An 18,294-nucleotide genomic window follows, 5' to 3' on the forward strand; every position below is an offset into this window, starting at 1 on the left:
TCTACTCGTCGGCCTACGAGCTGGAGGGCACCGTCACGCGTGCGAACCTGTCCACCGAATTCCGCGTCCAGGAGCCGAAGCTTGCCGATGTTGACGTCGAGCACCGTGACGCTGGCGCCCATGCCGTTGGCGACCCGGGCGGCGTTGTAGCCGGCCGTACCGGCGCCGATCACCACCACGTCGGCGGGTTTGACGCCCGGGACCCCGCCCATCAGCACCCCGCGGCCGCCGTGTGAGCGCATCAGATGGTAGGCGCCGGCCTGCGCCGAGAGCCGGCCGGCGACCTCGCTCATCGGAGCCAACAACGGGAGCGCGCCATCGGCGGTCTGCACGGTCTCATAGGCGATTGACGTTGTGCGGGAGGACAATAGCGCCTCGGTGCAGGCGCGGGAGGCGGCCAGGTGCAGGTAGGTGAACAACACCTGGCGGGGGCGCAGCAGGCCGTATTCGGACGCGATAGGTTCCTTCACCTTGAGCAGCAGGTCGGCTTCGGCCCACACCTGGTCGGCCGAGCCGGCCAATTGCGCGCCCGCCGACTTGAATTCCTCGTCGGGGATGGACGATCCCTCCCCGGCGCCCGCCTGCACGAACACGTCGTGGCCGCGTCGGGTCAGTTCGGCGACGCCGGCGGGCGTGATCGCCACCCGGAATTCGTTGGCCTTGGTCTCGGTCGGTACGCCGACTCGCATGGTTGCCCCTTGCTTTGGGAGGTTCGCCCCTCAAGTGTGGAGAAAGTTCGGATGGGCCGCAATCGAGGTGGGGCGGCCCGCGCCGTGGCTATGATCGGCGCATGACCGACCCCTGCCGGCTCACCTTGCAGCGTCTCAAGCAACGCGCCGAGTCCGAGTAGCCGGTGACCATGCGACGCGAACCCGCCGTAGCCGTCGTCGGAGCGGGGATGTCGGGGCTGTGCGTCGCAATCGCGTTGGTGCGCAGCGGCGTAACCGATGTCGCGATCTACGAGAAGGCCGAAGAGGTCGGCGGCACCTGGCGTGAAAACACCTATCCCGGCCTGGTTTGTGACATCCCATCGCGGGTGTACCAGTACACGTTCGCGCACAACCCCAACTGGTCGCACCTGTTCTCGCCCGGCGGCGAGATCCAGGCCTACTTCCGCGACGTCGCCGACCGCTTCGGGCTGCGCGATCGCATCCGATTCGCCACCGAGATCTCCCACGCGCGCTTCGAAGACGGCCGCTGGCGGCTGCGCACGACCGCAGGCGCGGAGTCGACCGCCGACTTCCTGATCTGCGCCACCGGCGTACTCCATCACCCGCGCCTGCCGGCGATCCCCGGCCTGGACGACTTCGGCGGGCACGCCTTCCACTCGGCGCGATGGGATCATTCCGTGGGCGTCCGCGGTCGCCGGATCGCGATCGTGGGCAACGGTTCGACCGGAGTGCAGCTGGTCTGCGGCCTGGCCGGTGTCGCCGGCCGCGTCATGCTCTTCCAGCGCACCGCGCAGTGGGTGCTTCGCCTGCCCAATCCCCGTTACAGCCGGCTCACCAACATCACCCATAACCGGTTCGGTTGGCTCGACCAGGTGGCCTACCGGTTCTACAGCTTCGGCTATGACACCTTCGCCGCGGGGCTCACCAAGCCGGGCCTGCGCCGAAAGATCATGGGCGCCTTGTGCCGCGCCAGCCTGCGCGAGGTCCGCGACCCCGAGCTGCGGCGGGCCCTGACCCCGCACTACACGCCGATGTGCAAACGGCTGGTGATGTCCAGCGGCTTCTACCATGCCATGCAGCGCGACGACGTCGAACTGGTCACCGCCGGCATCGACCGGGTGGAACGGCGCGGCATCGTGACCGACGACGGCGTCTTGCACGAGGCGGACCTCATCGTGCTCGCCACCGGATTCGATACCCACGCGTTCTTCCGGCCGATGCAAGTGATCGGCCGCGACGGCATCGCCGCCGACGACGTATGGCGCGACGGCCCGTGGGCCTACCGGACCGTGGCGCTGCCGGGCTTCCCCAACTTCTTCATGATGCTGGGGCCGCACAGCCCGGTCGGGAACCTCGCGCTGACGATCGTCGCCGAATCGCAGGCCGTTCACATACTGCGGTGGATTCAGCGCTGGCGTCGTGGCGAATTCGACACGGTGGAGCCGACATGGTCGGCGACCGAGGGCTACAACGCCAAGCTGCGCGCCGCGATGCCGGACACGGTGTGGACCACCGGCTGCGACAGCTGGTACCTGAACAAGGACGGGGTGCCCGAGGTGTGGCCCTTCACGCCGGGCGAACATCGCGCCATGCTGGCTAGCACCGATCTCGGCGAGTACGACCTGCGCCGGCACGTCACCGCCGGCTGAGCCGATAGCCTAGGTGGGCGACCTTGACTCCGGGCAGCGGCTCCCAATCCAGGGTTCGTCCGTCGGGGTGAAAGCCTTTGCTCTCGTAGAACTTTCGCGCCCGCGTGTTGCGCTCGGCGCACCACAACACGACGTCTCCCGAGGGGCTTTCCCGCAGCGCCGTGGCGAGCAGTCGCGCGCCGACGCCGCGCCCTTGCGATTCCACCGCGATGTAGAGCGAGTCGAGCTCGATCTGTTCGGGGTTCGCGGGATCGGGGCCGAAGAGGGTCATACCGATTGTCGCCGAGCCGGATTCGGCGACCCACATGCTCCAGTGCCGGCGTTGCAGGATACGCGGATAGGCGAGGATGGCCCAGCGCCGCGGCGATCCGAGCACGTCGAGCGTGGAGTCGGGCAGTGCGCCGGTCCAGGATCGCCGCCAGGCCGGATAGTGCATCTCGGCGACCGCGGCGAAATCACTCGGTCCGGCTCGGCGGATCGCGACGCCGCCGGTGGTCACGGCCTGGACTGCTCCAGATAGGCCGCCAGCGCATTGGTCAGGCCGCGCCGCGCCATGTCCAGGTCGGCGTACGAGCCGAGCTGGCGCTCGGAGACCAGCCCGCGCATCGCGCCGGGGATCAGAGCGGCCACCTCGCGTACCCGGTCCGGGTCGACGTCCAGGCCCGCGAACGCGTTCTGGCAGGTTTCCAGCCAGCTCTTGCCCCAGGAGAACAGCTCGGCGGCGGTGCGCGGGAACAGGCGCTCGAGTTCGCCGGGGTCGCGGGGGAGGGCCGCCCGCAGGTTCTCGATGGCGCGCGAGTCCGCGGACGCCAGTCCGTTGTAGAGCGTGTCGATGATGGCGCCGACCCGCTCGCGCAGGGGCGCGTCGGGTGCCATCGGCATCGACAGCGTCGAGAACGTCGAGGCGCGCCGCTCGGCGGTGCGGTGCAGGACCGCCGCCCAGAACCCATCCGTGTCGCCGAACTGGTATTGCACGGCCCCCCAGGTGGCGCCGATCTCCTTGGCGATCCGATTGGCCGACACCGAACCCGGGTCACCGGAGGCCAACGACGTCAGCGCGGCCTCGAGCATGCTCTCGCGCGTGGCGTTGCCGCGGCGGTTGGGGCGCCGGTTCGCGGTTCCGGCCCCGCTCACGTGCCGAGTCATTTGCCGAGCCTATCGCGCAGGGCAGACAAAGTTTCATAGAGGGCACTTTGATTTATTGGCGGCCCGTCCTATCATTCGTTCCAAGGAGGGATCCCGCATGGCTAAGCCGCCGTTGTCGATGAAACCAACCGGCTGGTTCCAGGTCGCCTGGTCCGACGAGATCGGTGTCGGCGACGTGCACAGGATGAAGTACTTCGGCCAGGAAATGGTCGCCTGGCGGGCCGAATCCGGGCAGCTCACCGTCATGAACGCCTACTGCGAACACCTCGGCGCGCATCTGGGGTACGGCGGCAAGGTCGTCGGCGAAATGCTGCAGTGCCCGTTCCACGGGTGGCAGTGGAGCCAGGAGGGCCGCAACGTCTGCATCCCCTACCAGGATCGGCCCAACCGCGGGCGGCGCATCCGGACTTACCCCGTGCTGGAACGCAACTCGTCGGTCTACATCTGGCACGACGTCGAGCGCCGCGAACCGTACTTCGAAGCCCCCGACGTGTTCGGTGCGTTTCGTGACGACAGCAGCGCCGCCGACTACTACCCGCAGCAGCGGCTGTACCGGCCGGCCCTCGAGCTGCACCCGCAGTACGTACTGGAAAACGGCGTCGACTTCGCGCATTTCAAGTTCGTGCACAACACGCCCATCGTGCCGGTGTTCACCCGACACGACTTCGCCGAGCCGGTGTCCTTCGTCGACTTCACCATCACGTTCGAGGGTGACGACGGGCAGACGATCGAGGAGGTCAACAGCGGCGTCGAGGCCATCAACGGCGGCCTGGGCCTCGCGGTGACCAAGAGCTGGGGAATGATCGACAACCGCACCATCTCCGCGGTCACCCCGGTCGACGAGTACACCTCCGATGTCCGGTTCATGGTCTACATCGGCCGCACGCCGGGCAAAGAGCCGGACCGCGCCGAGCGCAAGGCGGCCGAGTTCGGCCGCGAGGTGATCCGGCAGTTCGAGCAGGACATCGAGATCTGGCAGCACCAGCGCTATTCCGACCCGCCGGCGCTGGCCACCGACGAGTACGCAGGCTTCACCGCAATCCGCAAATGGGCCAAGCAGTTCTATCCCGAGGTATTCGCATTACAGGAAGGCTCCACGCAATGAGTAGCTCACCGATTCGCGTCTTCCAGGTCGGGAGCGGAAACGTCGGATCGGAGATGATCAAGCGGATCGACACCTCTCCGGACCTAGAACTCGTTGGCGTGCACTGCTATTCGCAGGAGAAGGTCGGCAAGGACACGGGCGAGTTCGCCGGTGCGGCGCCCAATGGGGTGAAGTTCACCGGTTCCGTCGACGAGATCATCGCCGCCAAGCCCGACGTGCTCACGTTCCACGGGGTGTTCCCCGACGAGGACCTGTACGTCAAGGTGCTCGAGGCGGGTATCGACATCGTCACCACCGCGGACTGGATCACCGGCTGGCACCGCGATAAGAACCACCCGCACCCGTCGGGCAAGCCGGTGAGCCAACTGTTGGCCGAGGCCTGCGAAACGGGCGGGGCGACGTTCTACGGGACGGGAATGAACCCGGGCCTCAACCAGATCCTCGGCGTGGTGTGCTCGGCCGACGTCGCCGAGATCGAGAACGTCACCACGATCGAGTCCGTCGACGTGTCTTGCCACCATTCCAAGGACACCTGGATCGAGGTGGGCTACGGCCAGCCGGTCGACGATCCGGAAATCCCCTCGAAGCTGGAGAAATACACCCGCGTCTTCGCCGACAGCGTGTTGATGATGGCCGACTGCTTCGACCTGCCGCTGGACGAGGTCAAGTTCAGCTACGAGCTGGGCGCCTGCACCAAGGATGTGGACCTGGGCTGGTACACGCTGCCCAAGGGCTCCCTGGGCGGCAACTACATCAAGTACCAGGGCATGGTGGATGGGGTGCCCCGGGTCGAAACGCACCTGGAGTGGCAGATGACGCCGCACACCGACCCGAGCTGGAATATCAAGGGCTGCTACATCACTCAGATCAAGGGCGACCCGTGCATCTACAACAAGCACATGATCTTCCCCAAGCCCGGCGTGGACCTGTCCAACCCCGACAACTTCGCATCGATCGGCATGACCGTCACCGGCATGCCCGCGCTGGCCGCCATCAAATCGGTGGTGGCGGCGGCGCCGGGGCTCATCACCAGCGCCGACCTGCCGCTGCGCGGGTTCGCGGGGCGGTTCAAGGGGTAAGCAGGCCAGGATCAAGGGTCCTCGAAGCGTTCGGGGTGGTGATAGTCGTTCGTGCGCTGCCCGCGATCTTGGTCCGGCGGCGGTAGCCACTCGGTCCGACCATCGGGCAGTGTCCTTGTTCGCCAACCCTTTTCGATCAACTTGTGATGCGGTGCGCAGGCGAAGGTGAGCCTGTCGGCGTCGGTCCGTCCGCCGGCGGCCCACTCGTCGAGATGGTGCGCCTCGCACCAATAGCCCGGCGCGTCGCAGCCCGGATGCGTGCAGCCGCGGTCCTTGGCGTACAGGACGATGCGCTGATCCGGCGTGGCGATGCGCCGCGACCGGCCGAGGTACAGCGGGCGACCCGAGTGTTCGTCGAACACGGCGAGATAGTGGTAGGCATGGCGTGCCATCCGGATCACGTCGCGCATCGGCACCACCGTTCCGCCGCCCGTCACCGCGCGCCCGGTGCCCGCCGTCAGCTCCTGCAGCGTGGTGGAGACGATGACCGTGACGGGTAAACCGTTGTGCGCACCCAGCTGCGGGTTGCCCAGCTGACCGCGGACCAGGGCGTTGATCGCGTCGTGCTGGCGTTGCGCGTGAGTGCGCGAGTCGCCGCAAGCGGATTCATCGCTGGGTCCGCCATTGACGCAGGGCTTTTCGTCGTCCGGGTTCCACATCCCGGGCGCGGCGAACCGCGCGAGCCACGCGTCGAGGTTGGCTCGCAACTCCGGGGAGGCGACCAGCTTGCCGATGCTCATCCCGTCGTGCCGCTGCCCGGACCACGTGAAGCCGCGCTGCCTGGCGCGGTCGATGTCGGAGAACTTCCCGTCGGGATTGATCCGCAGCGCACACCGGTGCGCGACCTTTTCCAGCTGGTCGGGCCGCAACTGCACCGCCTGCCGGGCCAGGAATTGTTCGGCGGCTTCGACCGTCGCCGCGGGCACGGCGGCGGGCAGGTCGCGGACGAAGGTCTGAATCACGCGTAGGTGCTGCGCGTCGAGCGCGCCGGCCCGCCAGGCCCCGGCGGTGGCGGCCAGCTCCGGTGGCAGCTCCTGGCCGGTGAGGGTCAGGCGCGGCGAGAGCTGCCTCGCGTCTCGAAGCCGCCGGCAAGCCTCGCTGTAGCTGATACGCAGCCAGTCACCGATGACCTTGTGGACCGGCCCGCCCAGGTCGCCCGGATCCTCCTGCGCCAGGCCCGCGATCAGGTCGTGACTCGTGGCAACCTGCTGGCGCCGTGCGGTCTCCATCCGCTCCAGCACCCGCAACCGGACGGCGGGGCTAAGCGCGCCCGGGTCGAGTGCGCGCACCGACGCGCCGGCCGCATCCAGCGCGTCCAACGCCGCGACCACCTCCGGCGGCACCTCTATCGAACCCATGTTCGAAACATTATGGGAAACCCCGGCCGATGGGGAGCGGGGAAAGCGGCGGCTGTGGATAAACACCCGACTGTGGATGGATCGGCCCGGTCTAGGGTGAATCTCATGCGAGTAGGCGTCTTGGGAGCAAAGGGCAAGGTCGGTTCGGCGATGGTTGCGGGAGTGCGGGACGCCGAGGATTTGACCCTGTCCGCGGAGGTCGACGCCGGTGATCCGCTGAGCCTGTTCACCGACGCCGACACCGAGGTTGTCATCGACTTCACCCACCCCGACGTGGTGATGGGCAATCTAGACTTCCTGATCGCCAACGGGATTCACGCGGTCGTCGGCACCACCGGCTTCACGCAAGAGCGCCTCGACCAAGTGCAGAGATGGTTGGCCGACAAGCCCAACACGAGTGTGCTCATCGCCCCCAACTTCGCGATCGGCGCGGTGCTGTCGATGCATTTCGCCAAGCAGGCGGCGCGGTTCTTCGATTCGGTGGAGGTGATCGAGCTGCACCACCCGCACAAGGCCGATGCCCCGTCGGGCACCGCCGCCCGTACCGCGAAGCTGATCGCAGAAGCGCGAAAAGGGTTGCCGCCCAACCCCGACGCCACCAGCACCGGCCTGCCCGGGGCCCGAGGTGCCGATGTCGACGGCATCCCGGTGCACTCGGTGCGGCTGGCGGGGCTGGTCGCCCACCAGGAGATCCTGTTCGGCACCGAGGGGGAGACGCTCACCATTCGCCACGACAGCCTTGACCGCACCTCGTTCGTACCGGGCGTGCTGTTGGCCGTCCGGCGCGTCAAGGAACACCCCGGCCTCACCGTGGGGCTCGAGCCGCTGCTCGACCTGCAGTGAGCCCGCGATGAACGCCGCTCTGCGCACCCAGTTGCTGATCGGGTTCCTGTGCGTCGCGATGCTGGCGTATTTCGTGCTGCTGGGGCGGATGGCCGTTGCGATGATCGTCTCGGGCCGGCCCGCCGCCGTGGCGCTGGGGCTGGCGGTGCTGATCATGCCCGTGATCGGGCTGTGGGCGATGGTGGCGACCCTGCGGTTCGGGTTCGCCCACCAGAAGCTCGCCAATCTCATTGCGGCCGACGGCATGGAGCTCGACACCAGCGCGCTGCCGCGGCGGGCGTCAGGCCGCATCGAGCGCGACGCCGCCGACGCCCTGTTCGCGTCCGTCCGCACGGAGGTCGAAGACCACCCCGACGACTGGCGGCGGTGGTACCGGCTGGCCCGCGCCTACGACTACGCGGGGGACCGCCGCCGGGCGCGGGAAGCCATGAAGACGGCGCTGGAACTGCAGGGCCGCCAGTGAGTAAGCCAATGAACAAGACGCTGCTGATCGTTCACCACACGCCGTCCCCGCACTGCCACGAGATGTTCGAGGCCGTCGTCTCGGGAGCCACCGACCCCGAGATCGAGGGAGTCGAGGTCGTGCGGCGACCGGCGCTGACCGTGTCGCCGGCCGAGATGCTGGCGGCCGACGGCTACCTGCTCGGTAGCCCCGCGAACCTGGGCTACATGAGCGGGGCGCTCAAGCATTTATTAGTCGAATACCGTCTTAGTACGGTCGGTGCGGCGTGATGACCCCATTCCTATTCAGGTTCCTCGGAGGTCAAAATACAGGGCGGTTTTTGGTGGCAATCTGGTGAGATTGTTCTCATCGCAGAGTTGGCGTTTTCGCTGGTAGCGTGCGGTTCTGGTAGTCGATCGAACAGAGGAGAAGACCACCATGACCAACATGGTCCGCCGAATGCCTGCCGCCAACGATCCCGTTGCCCCGTACTACTACGAGGCTGAACGGGTCGCGATCAGGAGAGGCCACGATGACGTCATCGGCAATCACTTCAAGTGGTGGTTCGTAGACCACTGCGCCGGACGCATTACCGCAGCGCAGGCGTGGGAGAGCCCCGAGTGGCAGGCGTTCTTGGACGCCAAGAAGACCAAGCCGCCGAGCACGAACTGAGGAGATTCACCTGTCGGCCAAACTGCTGATCATCCACCACACGCCGTCGCCGCACTGCCAGGAGATGTTCGAGGCGGTCGTGGCCGGGGCCACCGATCCCGACATCGAGGGCGTGGAGGTCGTCCGCCGACCGGCGCTCACGGTGTCACCCTTCGAGATGCTGCAGGCCGACGGCTACGTGCTAGGCACTCCAGCGAATCTGGGCTATATCAGCGGTGCCCTGAAGCTGGCGTTCGACCAGTCGTACTACCAGCTGCTCGACTCCACGCGTGGCCGACCGTTCGGCGTCTACCTTCACGGCAACGAAGGCACCGAGGGAGCCGAACGTGCGCTCGACGGTATTACCGCCGGATTGGGCTGGGAACGTGCAGCGGAGACCGTGATCGTGTCAGGCAAACCGACCAAAGCCGACGTTGAGGCGTGCTGGAACCTCGGCGCAACCGTCGCCGCAACGCTGATGGGGGAGTGACGAATTGGCCGCCGAGGCGAAGCTCCATCACACGGTGCCCCAGTTCTACCTCGCTGGGTTTGCAGCCGACTCAGCACAGATCACGACCGTGAGATTGCCCGGCGAGAAGCGGTACACGTCTCGCGTGAGAAACACTGCCGCGACGAATCGCTTCTATTCGATCGACGGGCATCCCGACGGCGCGGACGCGTTCGAGAAGGCGCTATCGCTGTTGGAAGGTAACGCTGCATCGGTCCTGCGCGTGATCGAGGAGGGCACCTGGCCGCTCTCCGAGGAGGACCGCCTGACGTTGGCCGCCTATATGGCAGTGCAGTACCTTCGCGGGCCGGACCACCGCCGCACCCTCGAATACCTCGCGGCGCAGATGACGCGCCTAGAGGTCCAATTCACCGGACGTGACAACGTCAAGCAGTGGGTCGAGAAGCGTTACGGCGTCGAGGTCGATGACGATGAGACCGAAACCCTCTGGCAGCAAGCGACACAACCCAGCGGACCACCGATTACCCTTGCACCGATCGCGCACATCGAACAGATCATCAACGGCGCGGATGAGTTGTTGCCGTACATCGTCTCTCGGCCCTGGAAGCTGGTTCGATTTGACCGCCGCTCGTTGATCACGTGCGACCAACCAGTCGGCCTAGTGCCCGATGCAGATAACAAGCCGTGGCAGGGCGTGGGTTTCGCGACGGCGTGGGGAATCACGTTTCCCGTGACCCGGAAACTCGGCCTTGTGATGAGCGACGTCACGCCGATGATCGAGTTCCGGTATCCGGTCGAACGGGTGCGGGCGGGTCAACTGGACTCGGCCGAATCAGGCACGACCGCGATGGAGAAGTTCATCAACGAGAGCACGATCAGGTCGGCTAGCGAATACCTCTACCTGCACCCTGACGATGAATCGTTCCTGCCGTCGAAGCTGCCGGAGCCAACGCTGAGCAACCTCGTTTCACCGGGAGCGGGTGAGCTCGACATTCCAGACGGGGAGGTGATCTGAGTTAGATGGACTCCGGCGGGCTCTGGTTGTTGGTCCCGGCGGATTCGGCCTGAGCGTTCATGTACTTGGCGTGCCTGATCGGCGGGACCAGGTACGGCGAGAACACCGACTTCCCTCGGAAGATTCGCGGCATCGCGGCGTGTAGCCAGATCATCGTGATCACAAGCGGCGCGTCGGTTTCGAGATAGGTCCAACCCGAGTAGTCGTTTCGGACGGTCTTTGAGCCGTCCTGCTTCGTGATGCCGATCTGGAAGCCCATTGGGTTGTCGGGTCGGAGGTATAGCCAGACCCCCTTGCCGAGGACACAGATGGCATCGAGCGGAGGCTGCGGAGTGTCCGCCCAGTCTTGCTCCCCCATCGACTTACCTTCCGGCGGCGAGATCAGGTCCACCTCGCGAAGGCGCTCAGCAAGCGTCTCGATCGCGATCTTGTTGTCGAACGCGACCACGAAGTACGGCGGAACCAAGCCGATCTGTTGCATGTAGGCCTGTTCCTTGGCAGTCATCACGCGGTCGGACTCGTCGAGCGTCATCCGCAGCTGCTTGAAGGCCGTGCCCTTCTTGATGCTGTCGCTGAGCGTGGTCACGTCGAGACAAGACTTGACCTCACCGGCTGCAGCAACACCGTCCACGACATAGGTTCCGGACTTGCCCTCGGGGAACGAGAGCGGATGCTCGGGGTTCGTGATCACGACGTCGGTCTGACGTGAGCCATCGCCGAAGGCGTCGTAGACGATGCCCTTCCCGACGCCATAGCCCGAGGGCAGGTAGTTGCGCAGCGTGTTGCGCACTGCCTCCTCGGCTCCGTCTCCGATCGTGGTGCCGTGATCGGATTCCAGACGGGCCTTCGCCAGTGCGGTCTGCAACTCCTGCTCGACAGTCCCGAGTATCTTGTGAAATCGCAGGTCAATGCCGTAGCTGCCCTCTTGCGTCTTTTGCTCCGTCATGCTCGAAGTATGCCTCCGCACCCCGACAACAACGGGGCTCAGCTAACTGGCGGACAGGTTCGCCCATCACGGCGTGAGCCGTGACCGCTACCCCTCATCGAGCTTGAGAATTCTCCACGTTGCTGCCTCTAGGTTCTTGTCGAGGGCGTCGAGCACTTGGCGGAGGACCGGCAGGGCCGGGGCATCAGGGCCGAGGCGTTCTACGGCGGCAGCGACCTCGGTGCGCTTCTCCTCAAGGCCAGATATGTATTCGCTCAGCTCGGCTTGTTGCTGGGCGGCCGGCAATGCGCGAAACGCTCGACCGTGGTCCTCGGCCAGTTGCTCAGTCACCGGGTGGTCGAGGTAGGCGCGTGCAACGTCGGGGTCGCTGAAATCGAGATCCTCGGGAACCATCCGGTCGGGATCGTAGAGCGGTTCGTCGGGCACGCTACGACCGTTGTGGGCCGACGAAGCGGCGTGCCTCAGCGGTCGGCCACCGGACAACGGCGAGACCGTCGTCACCCGGCAAATTGGTCTCGAAGAACTCGGCGATGGAGGGCAGCAACTTCCGGACCGCCACGTCGAGGTCAACGCCGAATCGAGCGGCCATTGCCTTCGCGCTGGCTGCGCCGTCGTTCTCGTCGCAAATCTTGACCGCAGCCTCAAGGGTGGCCAGCCTGTCGGGAATCGTCATAGTCGCCAGTATGCGCGGGACCACCGACACAACCCCGCGAGACGAACCGCCGCTCGCTAACCGGATAGCAAGTTGCCGCCCGCACCTCCGAGCGCGCCGATGGCGATCTGTTGGAGCGCACCCGTAAGCCATAACCCTGCTTGCTTGGCACGGCTCCGTTCCTCCTCGGGCCGCGAGTCGTCGGCGGCGACGGCCTCTAACGCGGCGACCAGTCGTTCCAGCTGCACCTCGGGTGACGGCCACTGCCCGGCAACCCGCAGAGCGGCACTAGTCGGTGCGCCGACCGCGAGGAGGCCGCCGCCCCATGTGTCCATGCCCTTTTCGAAGAACGGCTCTCGATATAGGGCGCGCACTGCCCGCTGCACGGTGTCCTCATCGAAGCCGACTCTCTCAGCAACGGCCTTCACGCGGGGACCGCGACCAGTCTCCTCGAACAGCTCCACGACAGCCTTCAGCACGGGCAGGTCTCGATTCGTCCAGGTGTCGTCGGTCATGGGCGAAGTATGCCCCTAGGCACAGACAAGGGCGGGCATCAGCTACCCGCCGATGCTGCGACGCATCCACGCCGGAATCGACGTGATCGTGCCCTCACGCGCACGGCGGGCGGTGTCCAGCGGCGACGACAGACCCCACTGCGCCCCGATCGACTGGACCAACACGTCATGAGCAACGACAGCAGCCGCGAGCGAATCCGGCTGATGCTGGCCGGATTGCCACGCCACCGCCTGCGCCTCGAACGACGGCAGGTGAGCGGCCACCCTGCAGGTGCCGACCTCAAGGGCCTAGCGCAGCGCAGCCGACCGGGCCTCGGCGTCGCCCTTGCCGCGACCAGACGTTTTCGGTGGCCAGGTCGACACGCGAATCGGACGGTCGGGCCGCATGCGCTTGATGGTGTCGGTGACGACAGCCCGGTACGTCGTACCGGCGGCGAAACTCTCGATGGCGATTTCAGAGGCTCCGGTCGTGATGGCCAGCTCAACTGCCCGCTGCGCCCACTGCTCAGAGGTCAGCGGTTCGTAGACATCAGCGATGAGCGCGATGACACCTTCGGCGGTCAAACTCGCCGCGATCAGACCGCACGCATCACCGCTGCCGGAGTCGGACGGGTCGACGCCGATGACCGTCTTGAGCGCACCCGGCGGGGCGACCGGCAGACGCCACGCATCTAGCCACTCCCGCTTGACGAGACCGCCTTCGGGTGTGGCGGGCACCCCTTCATACAGGGCGAACCAGGCTCGTTCGCCGGAGGTGCGCCGGGCGGCTGCGTAGTGGTCTGCGGTGAAGCCGAGTGCGGAGGTCATCGCTGTGCGGGGTGCGCGCCCCAGCGCATCGGGGATGCCGGTCTCGGCGACGGCGGGCACGTTGGTGTGCCGCCACACGTCGGGTTCGTCATCTAGCAGCACTCCGGCCAGATCGTTGGGGTGCCACCGCGTCATCACCAACAGGGTGGACCCGCCGGGGTGAACACGCGGGGCGAGCGTGGAGCGGTATTCGCCCTCGACGCGGCGGCGATGTGCTGCACTGTCGGCCTCTTGGGCATCCTTGACGGGATCATCTATCACCAGCAGGTCGGCACCGAAACCCGTGACGCCGCTGTTGATTCCGGTCGCCAGCAGCCCGCCGCGCCGACCCTCCACCTGCCACCGGCCCACTGCGCGGGCATCTTGCGACAGCCGGATGCCCAGCACGTCGGAGTGCGCGGCGATGATGCGCCGGGCCTCGCGGCTGTGCGCCTGTGCGAGTTCGTCGGAGTAGCTGACGATCACCACTTCGAGGTCAGGGTTGCGCGACAGCGCCCATACCGATGTCCAGATCGCCAGCAGGCGACTCTTGCCGGTGCGAGGCGGGGTGGTCACGATGTCGCGCCCGTTCGGCCTGTACCTGCACGGCAATGAGGGCACCGAGGGCGCCGAGCGTGGCGTCATGTCGATCACGACCGGGCTCGGCTGGGCCAAAGCCGCAGAGACCGTGGTGGTTTCGGGGAAGCCGGACAAGGGCGACCTGCGGGCCTGCTGGGAACTCGGCGCCACGGTCGCCGCCCAGTTGATGGAATAGTCCGTCTAGATGAAAGTCGGCTTGAACGCCCCGGCCGGTTGAACCAGGGCCAGCGCCGAGCTGGTGCCGATCGGCCCGTGCCGGTCGAACAGGGTGGCGGCACCGGTGGCCACCCCAGCCGCGCCATAATGGCTTTGCGCCGCCAGGCCAAGGAATTCACCGTCGGGCAGCCGGCTGGCCGTGACGGTGTAGTCGGCGTTGATGTAGCGCAATCCGCCTGTACCCCAATGGGTTAGCGAACTCGTGACGTCACCGACGTACGCCAGTCGGGTGAACGGAGTCAGGGGATAGCCCTGCACCATCGGGCGAAAGATCCTCGTCCACGCGAACTTCTGCGAATGGGACTGTTCCCACTCGCCGGCCGCGATGCCCGGACGGCCCGCGGCGGTGGCCCCGTAGCCCCAGATGAGAAAAGGCATGTCCGCCGGGAAGCCCCCGGAATCGGCCGGAGGCGGCGGCATGGCCAGGGGCGCCGACCACACCGCTCCGTCGGGATGCTCCCCTCGGCGCAGGAATAGCGCGCTGGCCCGCGCGACGGTGTTGCCGTTCTGCACCAGCGCGCCGTCGACGAGCTTGATCCGCCGACCTTCCCGCTGCACCCAGGTTCGGATCCGCACCGGCTCGAGCAACGCGGGGCGGAGCAGGTCGACCGTGAGGCGGGCCGGCTGGAAGTCGGGCTCGATGCCGGATTGCTCTATGCCCCAACTCAACAGGCCACCAACATTCTGGCCGCCCATCGTGGCACCCCACGGTCCTCGGGTGAGCGGTCCCGGCACGTAGGAGTCGCCGTCGACAGTGAAGAACGCCTCGGGCATGATTGCGGAATCGTCGACCGTCACGGCCATCACGATAGGACACCGGATAGTAAGGACCGGGCATGCCTCCAGTGATCGAAATTCCGCGCGACCACAACCCGTTTCCGGCGACAGGCGTGACTCGCGACGCCGACGGCGTCCCACACTACGACGATCTGCCCACCACGCTGCTGGACATGCTCGCCGAACAGGTCAGGCAGCATCCGGACAGCGAGGCGGTGGTTGAGCTCGGCGCCGGCCGGCTGACCTACCGCCAGCTGTGGAACCGCGCGGCGCGCGTCGCCGGTGGGCTGCGCGCGGGCGGGCTGCGGAGCGGTGATCGCGTCGCGGTGCGTTACCCCGCCGGCATCGACTGGGTGCTGGCGTTCTGGGGCATCGTGATGTCCGGTGGGGTTGCGGTGGCGGTCAATACGCGCTCGGCGCAACCGGAAGTCGAGTTCGTCCTCGCGGATTCCGGGGCGACGCTGGACCTGGCGGCCGACACCCCACTGCCCGACGGCCGGCCGTATGTGACCGACCGGCTGGGCCGCACGGACGTGGCCGCGCTGTTCTACACGTCGGGCACCACCGGCCATCCCAAAGGGGTGCCGACCACCCACGAGGCCTTCCTGACCAACACCGAGAACGCGATTCGCTGCCTTGACCAGCCGCGCGACCTCGGCGAGGCGATGCGCACGCTGATCTCCGTGCCGCTCTTCCACGTGACCGGTTGCAACTCCCAGCTGCTGGCCGCCACCCGGCTGGGCGGCGCATCGGTGATCATGCCCGCCCTCAACCTGGACGGGTTGATCGCCACGCTGACCGCCGAGCGTATCTCCGTCATGGTCACCGTCCCGGCCGTCTACGCACTGATGTTGCGGCACAACGGCTTTGCCGACGCCGACGTCTCGGGCGTGCGCTGGGTGGGTTACGGCGGCGCCCCTATCGCTCCATCGCTGGTGCGTTCGGTGAAGCGCGCCTTTCCGCAAGCCACGGTGTTCAACGGCTACGGCATGACCGAGTCGGCCTCGCTGATGACCGTGCTGCCGGGCCGGGACGCGGTCGAGCACGCCGACTCAGTCGGGTACGCGGTCCCGTCCGTCGACCTCGGCCTGACTCCGTTCGCCGGGGACGAGCAAAGCGTCGGCGAGCTGGTGGTGCGCGGCGCGAACATCACCGCCGGCTACTGGAACCGGCCAGAGGCGACGGCGGCGACCATCGTGGACGGCTGGCTGCAGACCGGCGACGTCGTGCGGGTCGACGAGGCGGGCCGGGTGCACATCGTCGACCGGCTCAAGGACATCATCAACCGCGGCGGTGAGAACGTCTCCAGCGTCGAGGTGGAAGCCGTGCTGCTCGCCGCACCTCACGTCACGGACGCGTGCGTGCTGGCGGTTCCCGACGACGTGATGGGCGAGAAGGTGGGCGCGGTGCTGTTCGGCGGATCGGAGGAGATCGACGTGCCGGCGGTGCTCGACCACTGCCGCGAGCAGCTCGCGGACTTCAAGGTTCCCCAGTACGTCACCGTTGTCGACAACGCGCTGCCGCGCAACGCCGGCGGCAAGCTGCTCAAAGGCAATCTCCGTGAGCAGATCCGGTGGGGGGAGCCGCTGCGCTGAGCGCGACGGTGCGGCTCGCCAGCCGCGGTGAGACCGCGGTCCGAATTGTCCGCGGCGCAGTCGAGTTGGGCAGGCGATTGTTCGACAAGCTGGTGGCCGCGGCCTACGAGCACGGCAAGCCGCTACGGGCGGCCACCACATCCGAACTCGACGACGTCATCGACCCCGCACACTCCCGGGCCTGGATTGCCAGGCTCCGGGAGTCACGGACATAAACGTGACCGAACCGATCAGGCGTGGCCGCTACCGCAGCCGACGCCGGGCAGGCAGCCCTGTCCGCCCGGGATTCCGCCGGGCCCCGCGTTCTGGCCGCCCGAGCCACAACCGACGCCCGGGATGCAGCCCTGACCGCCGGGGCCGCCGCCGGGACCGTTGAACTGGCCACCGGAGCCGCAGTTGCCGTTGGCGTCACAGCCGCCGCCGCCCGGGTCGTCCTTGAAGACGACGTGCGTGGGTGCCGCGGACGGCGCGGGCGCGGTAGCAAGGGAATCGGTGACGGCGATCGGCGCAATCGCGATTGCCGCTGCCGCGGCCCCGCCCACCACCAGTCTTTTCGTGAGAGTTAATTTCGAGAACATGCCGGTCGCATACCACGCAGGCACACGTGTAAAACATCCATGTAGCGAACGGGAAACCGTTGGCTTCCGCGCGACGGAAGGCGCACCACGATGACCTCACTGGATCTGACCGGCCGAACCGCGATCGTCACCGGCGCCTCGCGTGGGATCGGGCTCGCGATCGCTCAGCAGCTCGCCGCCGCTGGAGCCAACGTGGTGCTCACCGCCCGCAAGCAGGAGGCCGCCGACGAGGCGGCCGCCCAGGTGGACGGCAACGCCCTAGGTGTCGGCGCCCACGCCGTCGACGAGGACGCCGCCCGGCGCTGCGTGGACCTCACCTGCGAGCGGTTCGGCAGCGTGGACATCCTGATCAACAATGCGGGTACCAACCCGGCGTACGGGCCGCTGATCGACCAGGATCACGCCCGCTTCACCAAGATCTTCGACGTCAATCTGTGGGCGCCGCTGCTGTGGACCTCGCTCGTCGTCAAAGCCTGGATGGGCGAGCACGGCGGCGCGATCGTCAACACCGCCTCGATCGGTGGCCTGCACCAATCGCCTGCCATGGGCATGTACAACGCCACCAAGGCCGCGCTGATCCACGTCACCAAGCAACTGGCGCTGGAACTTTCACCCCGAATCCGCGTCAACGCCATCGCTCCCGGGGTGGTGCGCACCCGGCTCGCCGAAGCGTTGTGGAAGGACCACGAGGATCCGCTGGCATCGTCGATAGCGCTCGGACGCATCGGCGAGCCCGTCGACGTGGCCGGCGCCGTCGCCTTCCTGGTCTCGGACGCCGCGAGCTGGATCACCGGCGAGACCATGGTGATCGACGGCGGACTGCTGCTCGGCGCCGCACAAGGCTTTCAAACTCGGCCGCAGGGCTAGCAATGACCGCCGTCTAGGCGCTGCTCGACGAGCACGATCCGGCCACCACCGGCCCGCGGGAATTCCTTGGCACACAGTATGAGCGGGCCTGGCGTGGGAGTATCCCGCGCACCTGTACCTCAAGCGGGCCAAGAGCGATCGGTTGATGCTCGGCACCGCCTACCGTCACCGCGCCCGACTGGCGGAGTTGGTGGACCTGCCGCCGAACTAGTTGGGCTCGGATTGATTTTTTCCCGCGGGCCGTCGGGGCCGGCGAAATCCGTTGTTTCGCTGCTATTTTCGTGGCGGTACGCCCCCCACTCGGAAGATCGGCGCAGAAGGCGGTCGCCGTTTC

20 protein-coding genes and 5 pseudogenes are annotated in these 18,294 nt (G+C 67.0%); 14 read left to right on the forward strand and 11 right to left on the reverse strand.

Annotated elements, in window-relative coordinates; genetic code table 11:
• Positions 1-689 (reverse strand): alanine dehydrogenase (locus A5695_RS09770; protein WP_197515433.1); only part of this gene is annotated, 689 nt, incomplete at its 3' end.
• A gap of 170 nt (positions 690-859) precedes the next feature.
• Here A5695_RS09770 and A5695_RS09775 point away from each other — a divergent pair.
• A complete protein-coding gene (locus A5695_RS09775) occupies positions 860-2,320 on the forward strand; it encodes an NAD(P)/FAD-dependent oxidoreductase (protein WP_068080459.1) in 1,461 nt (486 codons plus the stop codon).
• Here the strand turns inward: A5695_RS09775 and A5695_RS09780 are convergent.
• Complete coding sequence (locus tag A5695_RS09780) at positions 2,307-2,819, reverse strand: GNAT family N-acetyltransferase (protein ID WP_068080406.1); 513 nt, start codon at positions 2,817-2,819, stop codon at positions 2,307-2,309. The two genes, A5695_RS09775 and A5695_RS09780, sit on opposite strands and share 14 nt — an antisense overlap.
• Positions 2,816-3,391, reverse strand: a complete 576-nt coding sequence (locus A5695_RS09785; RefSeq protein WP_156749555.1) for a TetR/AcrR family transcriptional regulator — start codon at positions 3,389-3,391, stop codon at positions 2,816-2,818. Before A5695_RS09785 ends, A5695_RS09780 begins: the two co-directional genes overlap by 4 nt.
• A gap of 172 nt (positions 3,392-3,563) precedes the next feature.
• Between A5695_RS09785 and A5695_RS09790 the strand changes: the two genes are divergently transcribed.
• On the forward strand, positions 3,564-4,571 hold the full coding sequence (locus A5695_RS09790) for a Rieske 2Fe-2S domain-containing protein (protein WP_068080409.1): 1,008 nt from the start codon (positions 3,564-3,566) through the stop codon (positions 4,569-4,571).
• The gene (locus A5695_RS09795; RefSeq protein WP_068080411.1) at positions 4,568-5,650 is read left to right on the forward strand and encodes a dihydrodipicolinate reductase; all 1,083 of its coding nucleotides are present in this window, start codon (positions 4,568-4,570) and stop codon (positions 5,648-5,650) included. Before A5695_RS09790 ends, A5695_RS09795 begins: the two co-directional genes overlap by 4 nt.
• Positions 5,651-5,661: 11 nt before the next feature.
• Here the strand turns inward: A5695_RS09795 and A5695_RS09800 are convergent, their stop codons facing one another.
• Complete coding sequence (locus tag A5695_RS09800) at positions 5,662-7,008, reverse strand: HNH endonuclease signature motif containing protein (RefSeq protein ID WP_068080414.1); 1,347 nt, start codon at positions 7,006-7,008, stop codon at positions 5,662-5,664.
• A 105-nt stretch (positions 7,009-7,113) separates the two neighbouring features.
• On the opposite strand from A5695_RS09800, the gene dapB reads away from it, so the two are divergent.
• The 6 genes and pseudogenes from dapB (at position 7,114) to A5695_RS09830 (ending at position 10,428) form a co-directional block, all read left to right on the forward strand.
• Positions 7,114-7,851, forward strand: coding sequence for a 4-hydroxy-tetrahydrodipicolinate reductase (dapB, locus tag A5695_RS09805; RefSeq protein ID WP_068080416.1), 738 nt, complete (start codon positions 7,114-7,116; stop codon positions 7,849-7,851).
• Positions 7,852-7,858: 7 nt separating this feature from the next.
• Positions 7,859-8,314 (forward strand): hypothetical protein, encoded by a 456-nt coding sequence (locus A5695_RS09810; protein WP_068080418.1) that lies wholly within the window; start codon positions 7,859-7,861, stop codon positions 8,312-8,314.
• An 8-nt stretch (positions 8,315-8,322) separates the two neighbouring features.
• Positions 8,323-8,541: pseudogene (locus tag A5695_RS09815) on the forward strand (flavodoxin family protein); the annotation flags it as partial.
• Positions 8,542-8,731: 190 nt separating this feature from the next.
• Positions 8,732-8,965 (forward strand): hypothetical protein, encoded by a 234-nt coding sequence (locus tag A5695_RS09820; RefSeq protein ID WP_068080422.1) that lies wholly within the window; start codon positions 8,732-8,734, stop codon positions 8,963-8,965.
• Positions 8,966-9,029: 64 nt separating this feature from the next.
• On the forward strand, positions 9,030-9,434 hold the full coding sequence (locus tag A5695_RS09825; protein WP_197515434.1) for a flavodoxin family protein: 405 nt from the start codon (positions 9,030-9,032) through the stop codon (positions 9,432-9,434).
• Positions 9,435-9,438: 4 nt separating this feature from the next.
• The gene (locus tag A5695_RS09830) at positions 9,439-10,428 is read left to right on the forward strand and encodes a DUF4238 domain-containing protein (RefSeq protein ID WP_068080426.1); all 990 of its coding nucleotides are present in this window, start codon (positions 9,439-9,441) and stop codon (positions 10,426-10,428) included.
• A gap of 1 nt (position 10,429) precedes the next feature.
• On the opposite strand, the gene A5695_RS09835 is transcribed toward A5695_RS09830, so the two are convergent.
• The 5 genes and pseudogenes from A5695_RS09835 to A5695_RS09855 form a co-directional block, all read right to left on the reverse strand.
• Positions 10,430-11,374, reverse strand: a complete 945-nt coding sequence (locus A5695_RS09835; RefSeq protein WP_068080428.1) for a DUF6602 domain-containing protein — start codon at positions 11,372-11,374, stop codon at positions 10,430-10,432.
• Positions 11,375-11,461: 87 nt separating this feature from the next.
• Positions 11,462-11,800, reverse strand: a complete 339-nt coding sequence (locus A5695_RS09840) for a hypothetical protein (protein WP_068080430.1) — start codon at positions 11,798-11,800, stop codon at positions 11,462-11,464.
• A 1-nt stretch (position 11,801) separates the two neighbouring features.
• A complete protein-coding gene (locus A5695_RS09845; protein WP_068080432.1) occupies positions 11,802-12,047 on the reverse strand; it encodes a hypothetical protein in 246 nt (81 codons plus the stop codon).
• A 56-nt stretch (positions 12,048-12,103) separates the two neighbouring features.
• Complete coding sequence (locus A5695_RS09850) at positions 12,104-12,541, reverse strand: hypothetical protein (RefSeq protein ID WP_068080434.1); 438 nt, start codon at positions 12,539-12,541, stop codon at positions 12,104-12,106.
• Between the two features lie 42 nt (positions 12,542-12,583).
• A pseudogene (locus A5695_RS09855) lies at positions 12,584-13,972 on the reverse strand (terminase large subunit domain-containing protein).
• Here A5695_RS09855 and A5695_RS09860 point away from each other — a divergent pair.
• A pseudogene (locus tag A5695_RS09860) lies at positions 13,902-14,102 on the forward strand (flavodoxin family protein); the annotation flags it as partial. The pseudogenes A5695_RS09855 and A5695_RS09860 overlap by 71 nt on opposite strands.
• A 5-nt stretch (positions 14,103-14,107) precedes the next feature.
• Here A5695_RS09860 and A5695_RS09865 read toward each other — a convergent pair.
• The gene (locus A5695_RS09865; protein WP_197515435.1) at positions 14,108-14,941 is read right to left on the reverse strand and encodes an acyl-CoA thioesterase domain-containing protein; all 834 of its coding nucleotides are present in this window, start codon (positions 14,939-14,941) and stop codon (positions 14,108-14,110) included.
• Positions 14,942-14,979: 38 nt separating this feature from the next.
• Here A5695_RS09865 and A5695_RS09870 point away from each other — a divergent pair, with 38 nt between their 5' ends.
• A complete protein-coding gene (locus A5695_RS09870) occupies positions 14,980-16,515 on the forward strand; it encodes a class I adenylate-forming enzyme family protein (RefSeq protein WP_197515436.1) in 1,536 nt (511 codons plus the stop codon).
• A pseudogene (locus A5695_RS09875) lies at positions 16,500-16,730 on the forward strand (hypothetical protein); the annotation flags it as partial. The gene A5695_RS09870 and the pseudogene A5695_RS09875, both read left to right, overlap by 16 nt.
• 15 nt (positions 16,731-16,745) lie before the next feature.
• Here A5695_RS09875 and A5695_RS09880 read toward each other — a convergent pair.
• A complete protein-coding gene (locus tag A5695_RS09880) occupies positions 16,746-17,093 on the reverse strand; it encodes a PE-PGRS family protein (RefSeq protein WP_068080461.1) in 348 nt (115 codons plus the stop codon).
• A gap of 90 nt (positions 17,094-17,183) precedes the next feature.
• On the opposite strand from A5695_RS09880, the gene A5695_RS09885 reads away from it, so the two are divergent.
• Both A5695_RS09885 and A5695_RS28405 read left to right on the forward strand, forming a co-directional pair.
• Positions 17,184-17,960: an SDR family oxidoreductase gene (locus A5695_RS09885; protein WP_068080442.1), complete on the forward strand. Its 777-nt coding sequence runs from the start codon at positions 17,184-17,186 to the stop codon at positions 17,958-17,960.
• 85 nt (positions 17,961-18,045) lie between these two features.
• A pseudogene (locus A5695_RS28405) lies at positions 18,046-18,171 on the forward strand (acyl-CoA dehydrogenase); the annotation flags it as partial.
• Positions 18,172-18,294: the final 123 nt, after the last annotated feature.

The sequence above is a fragment of the Mycobacterium sp. E1747 genome, assembly GCF_001667775.1.
GTDB lineage: Bacteria > Actinomycetota > Actinomycetes > Mycobacteriales > Mycobacteriaceae > Mycobacterium.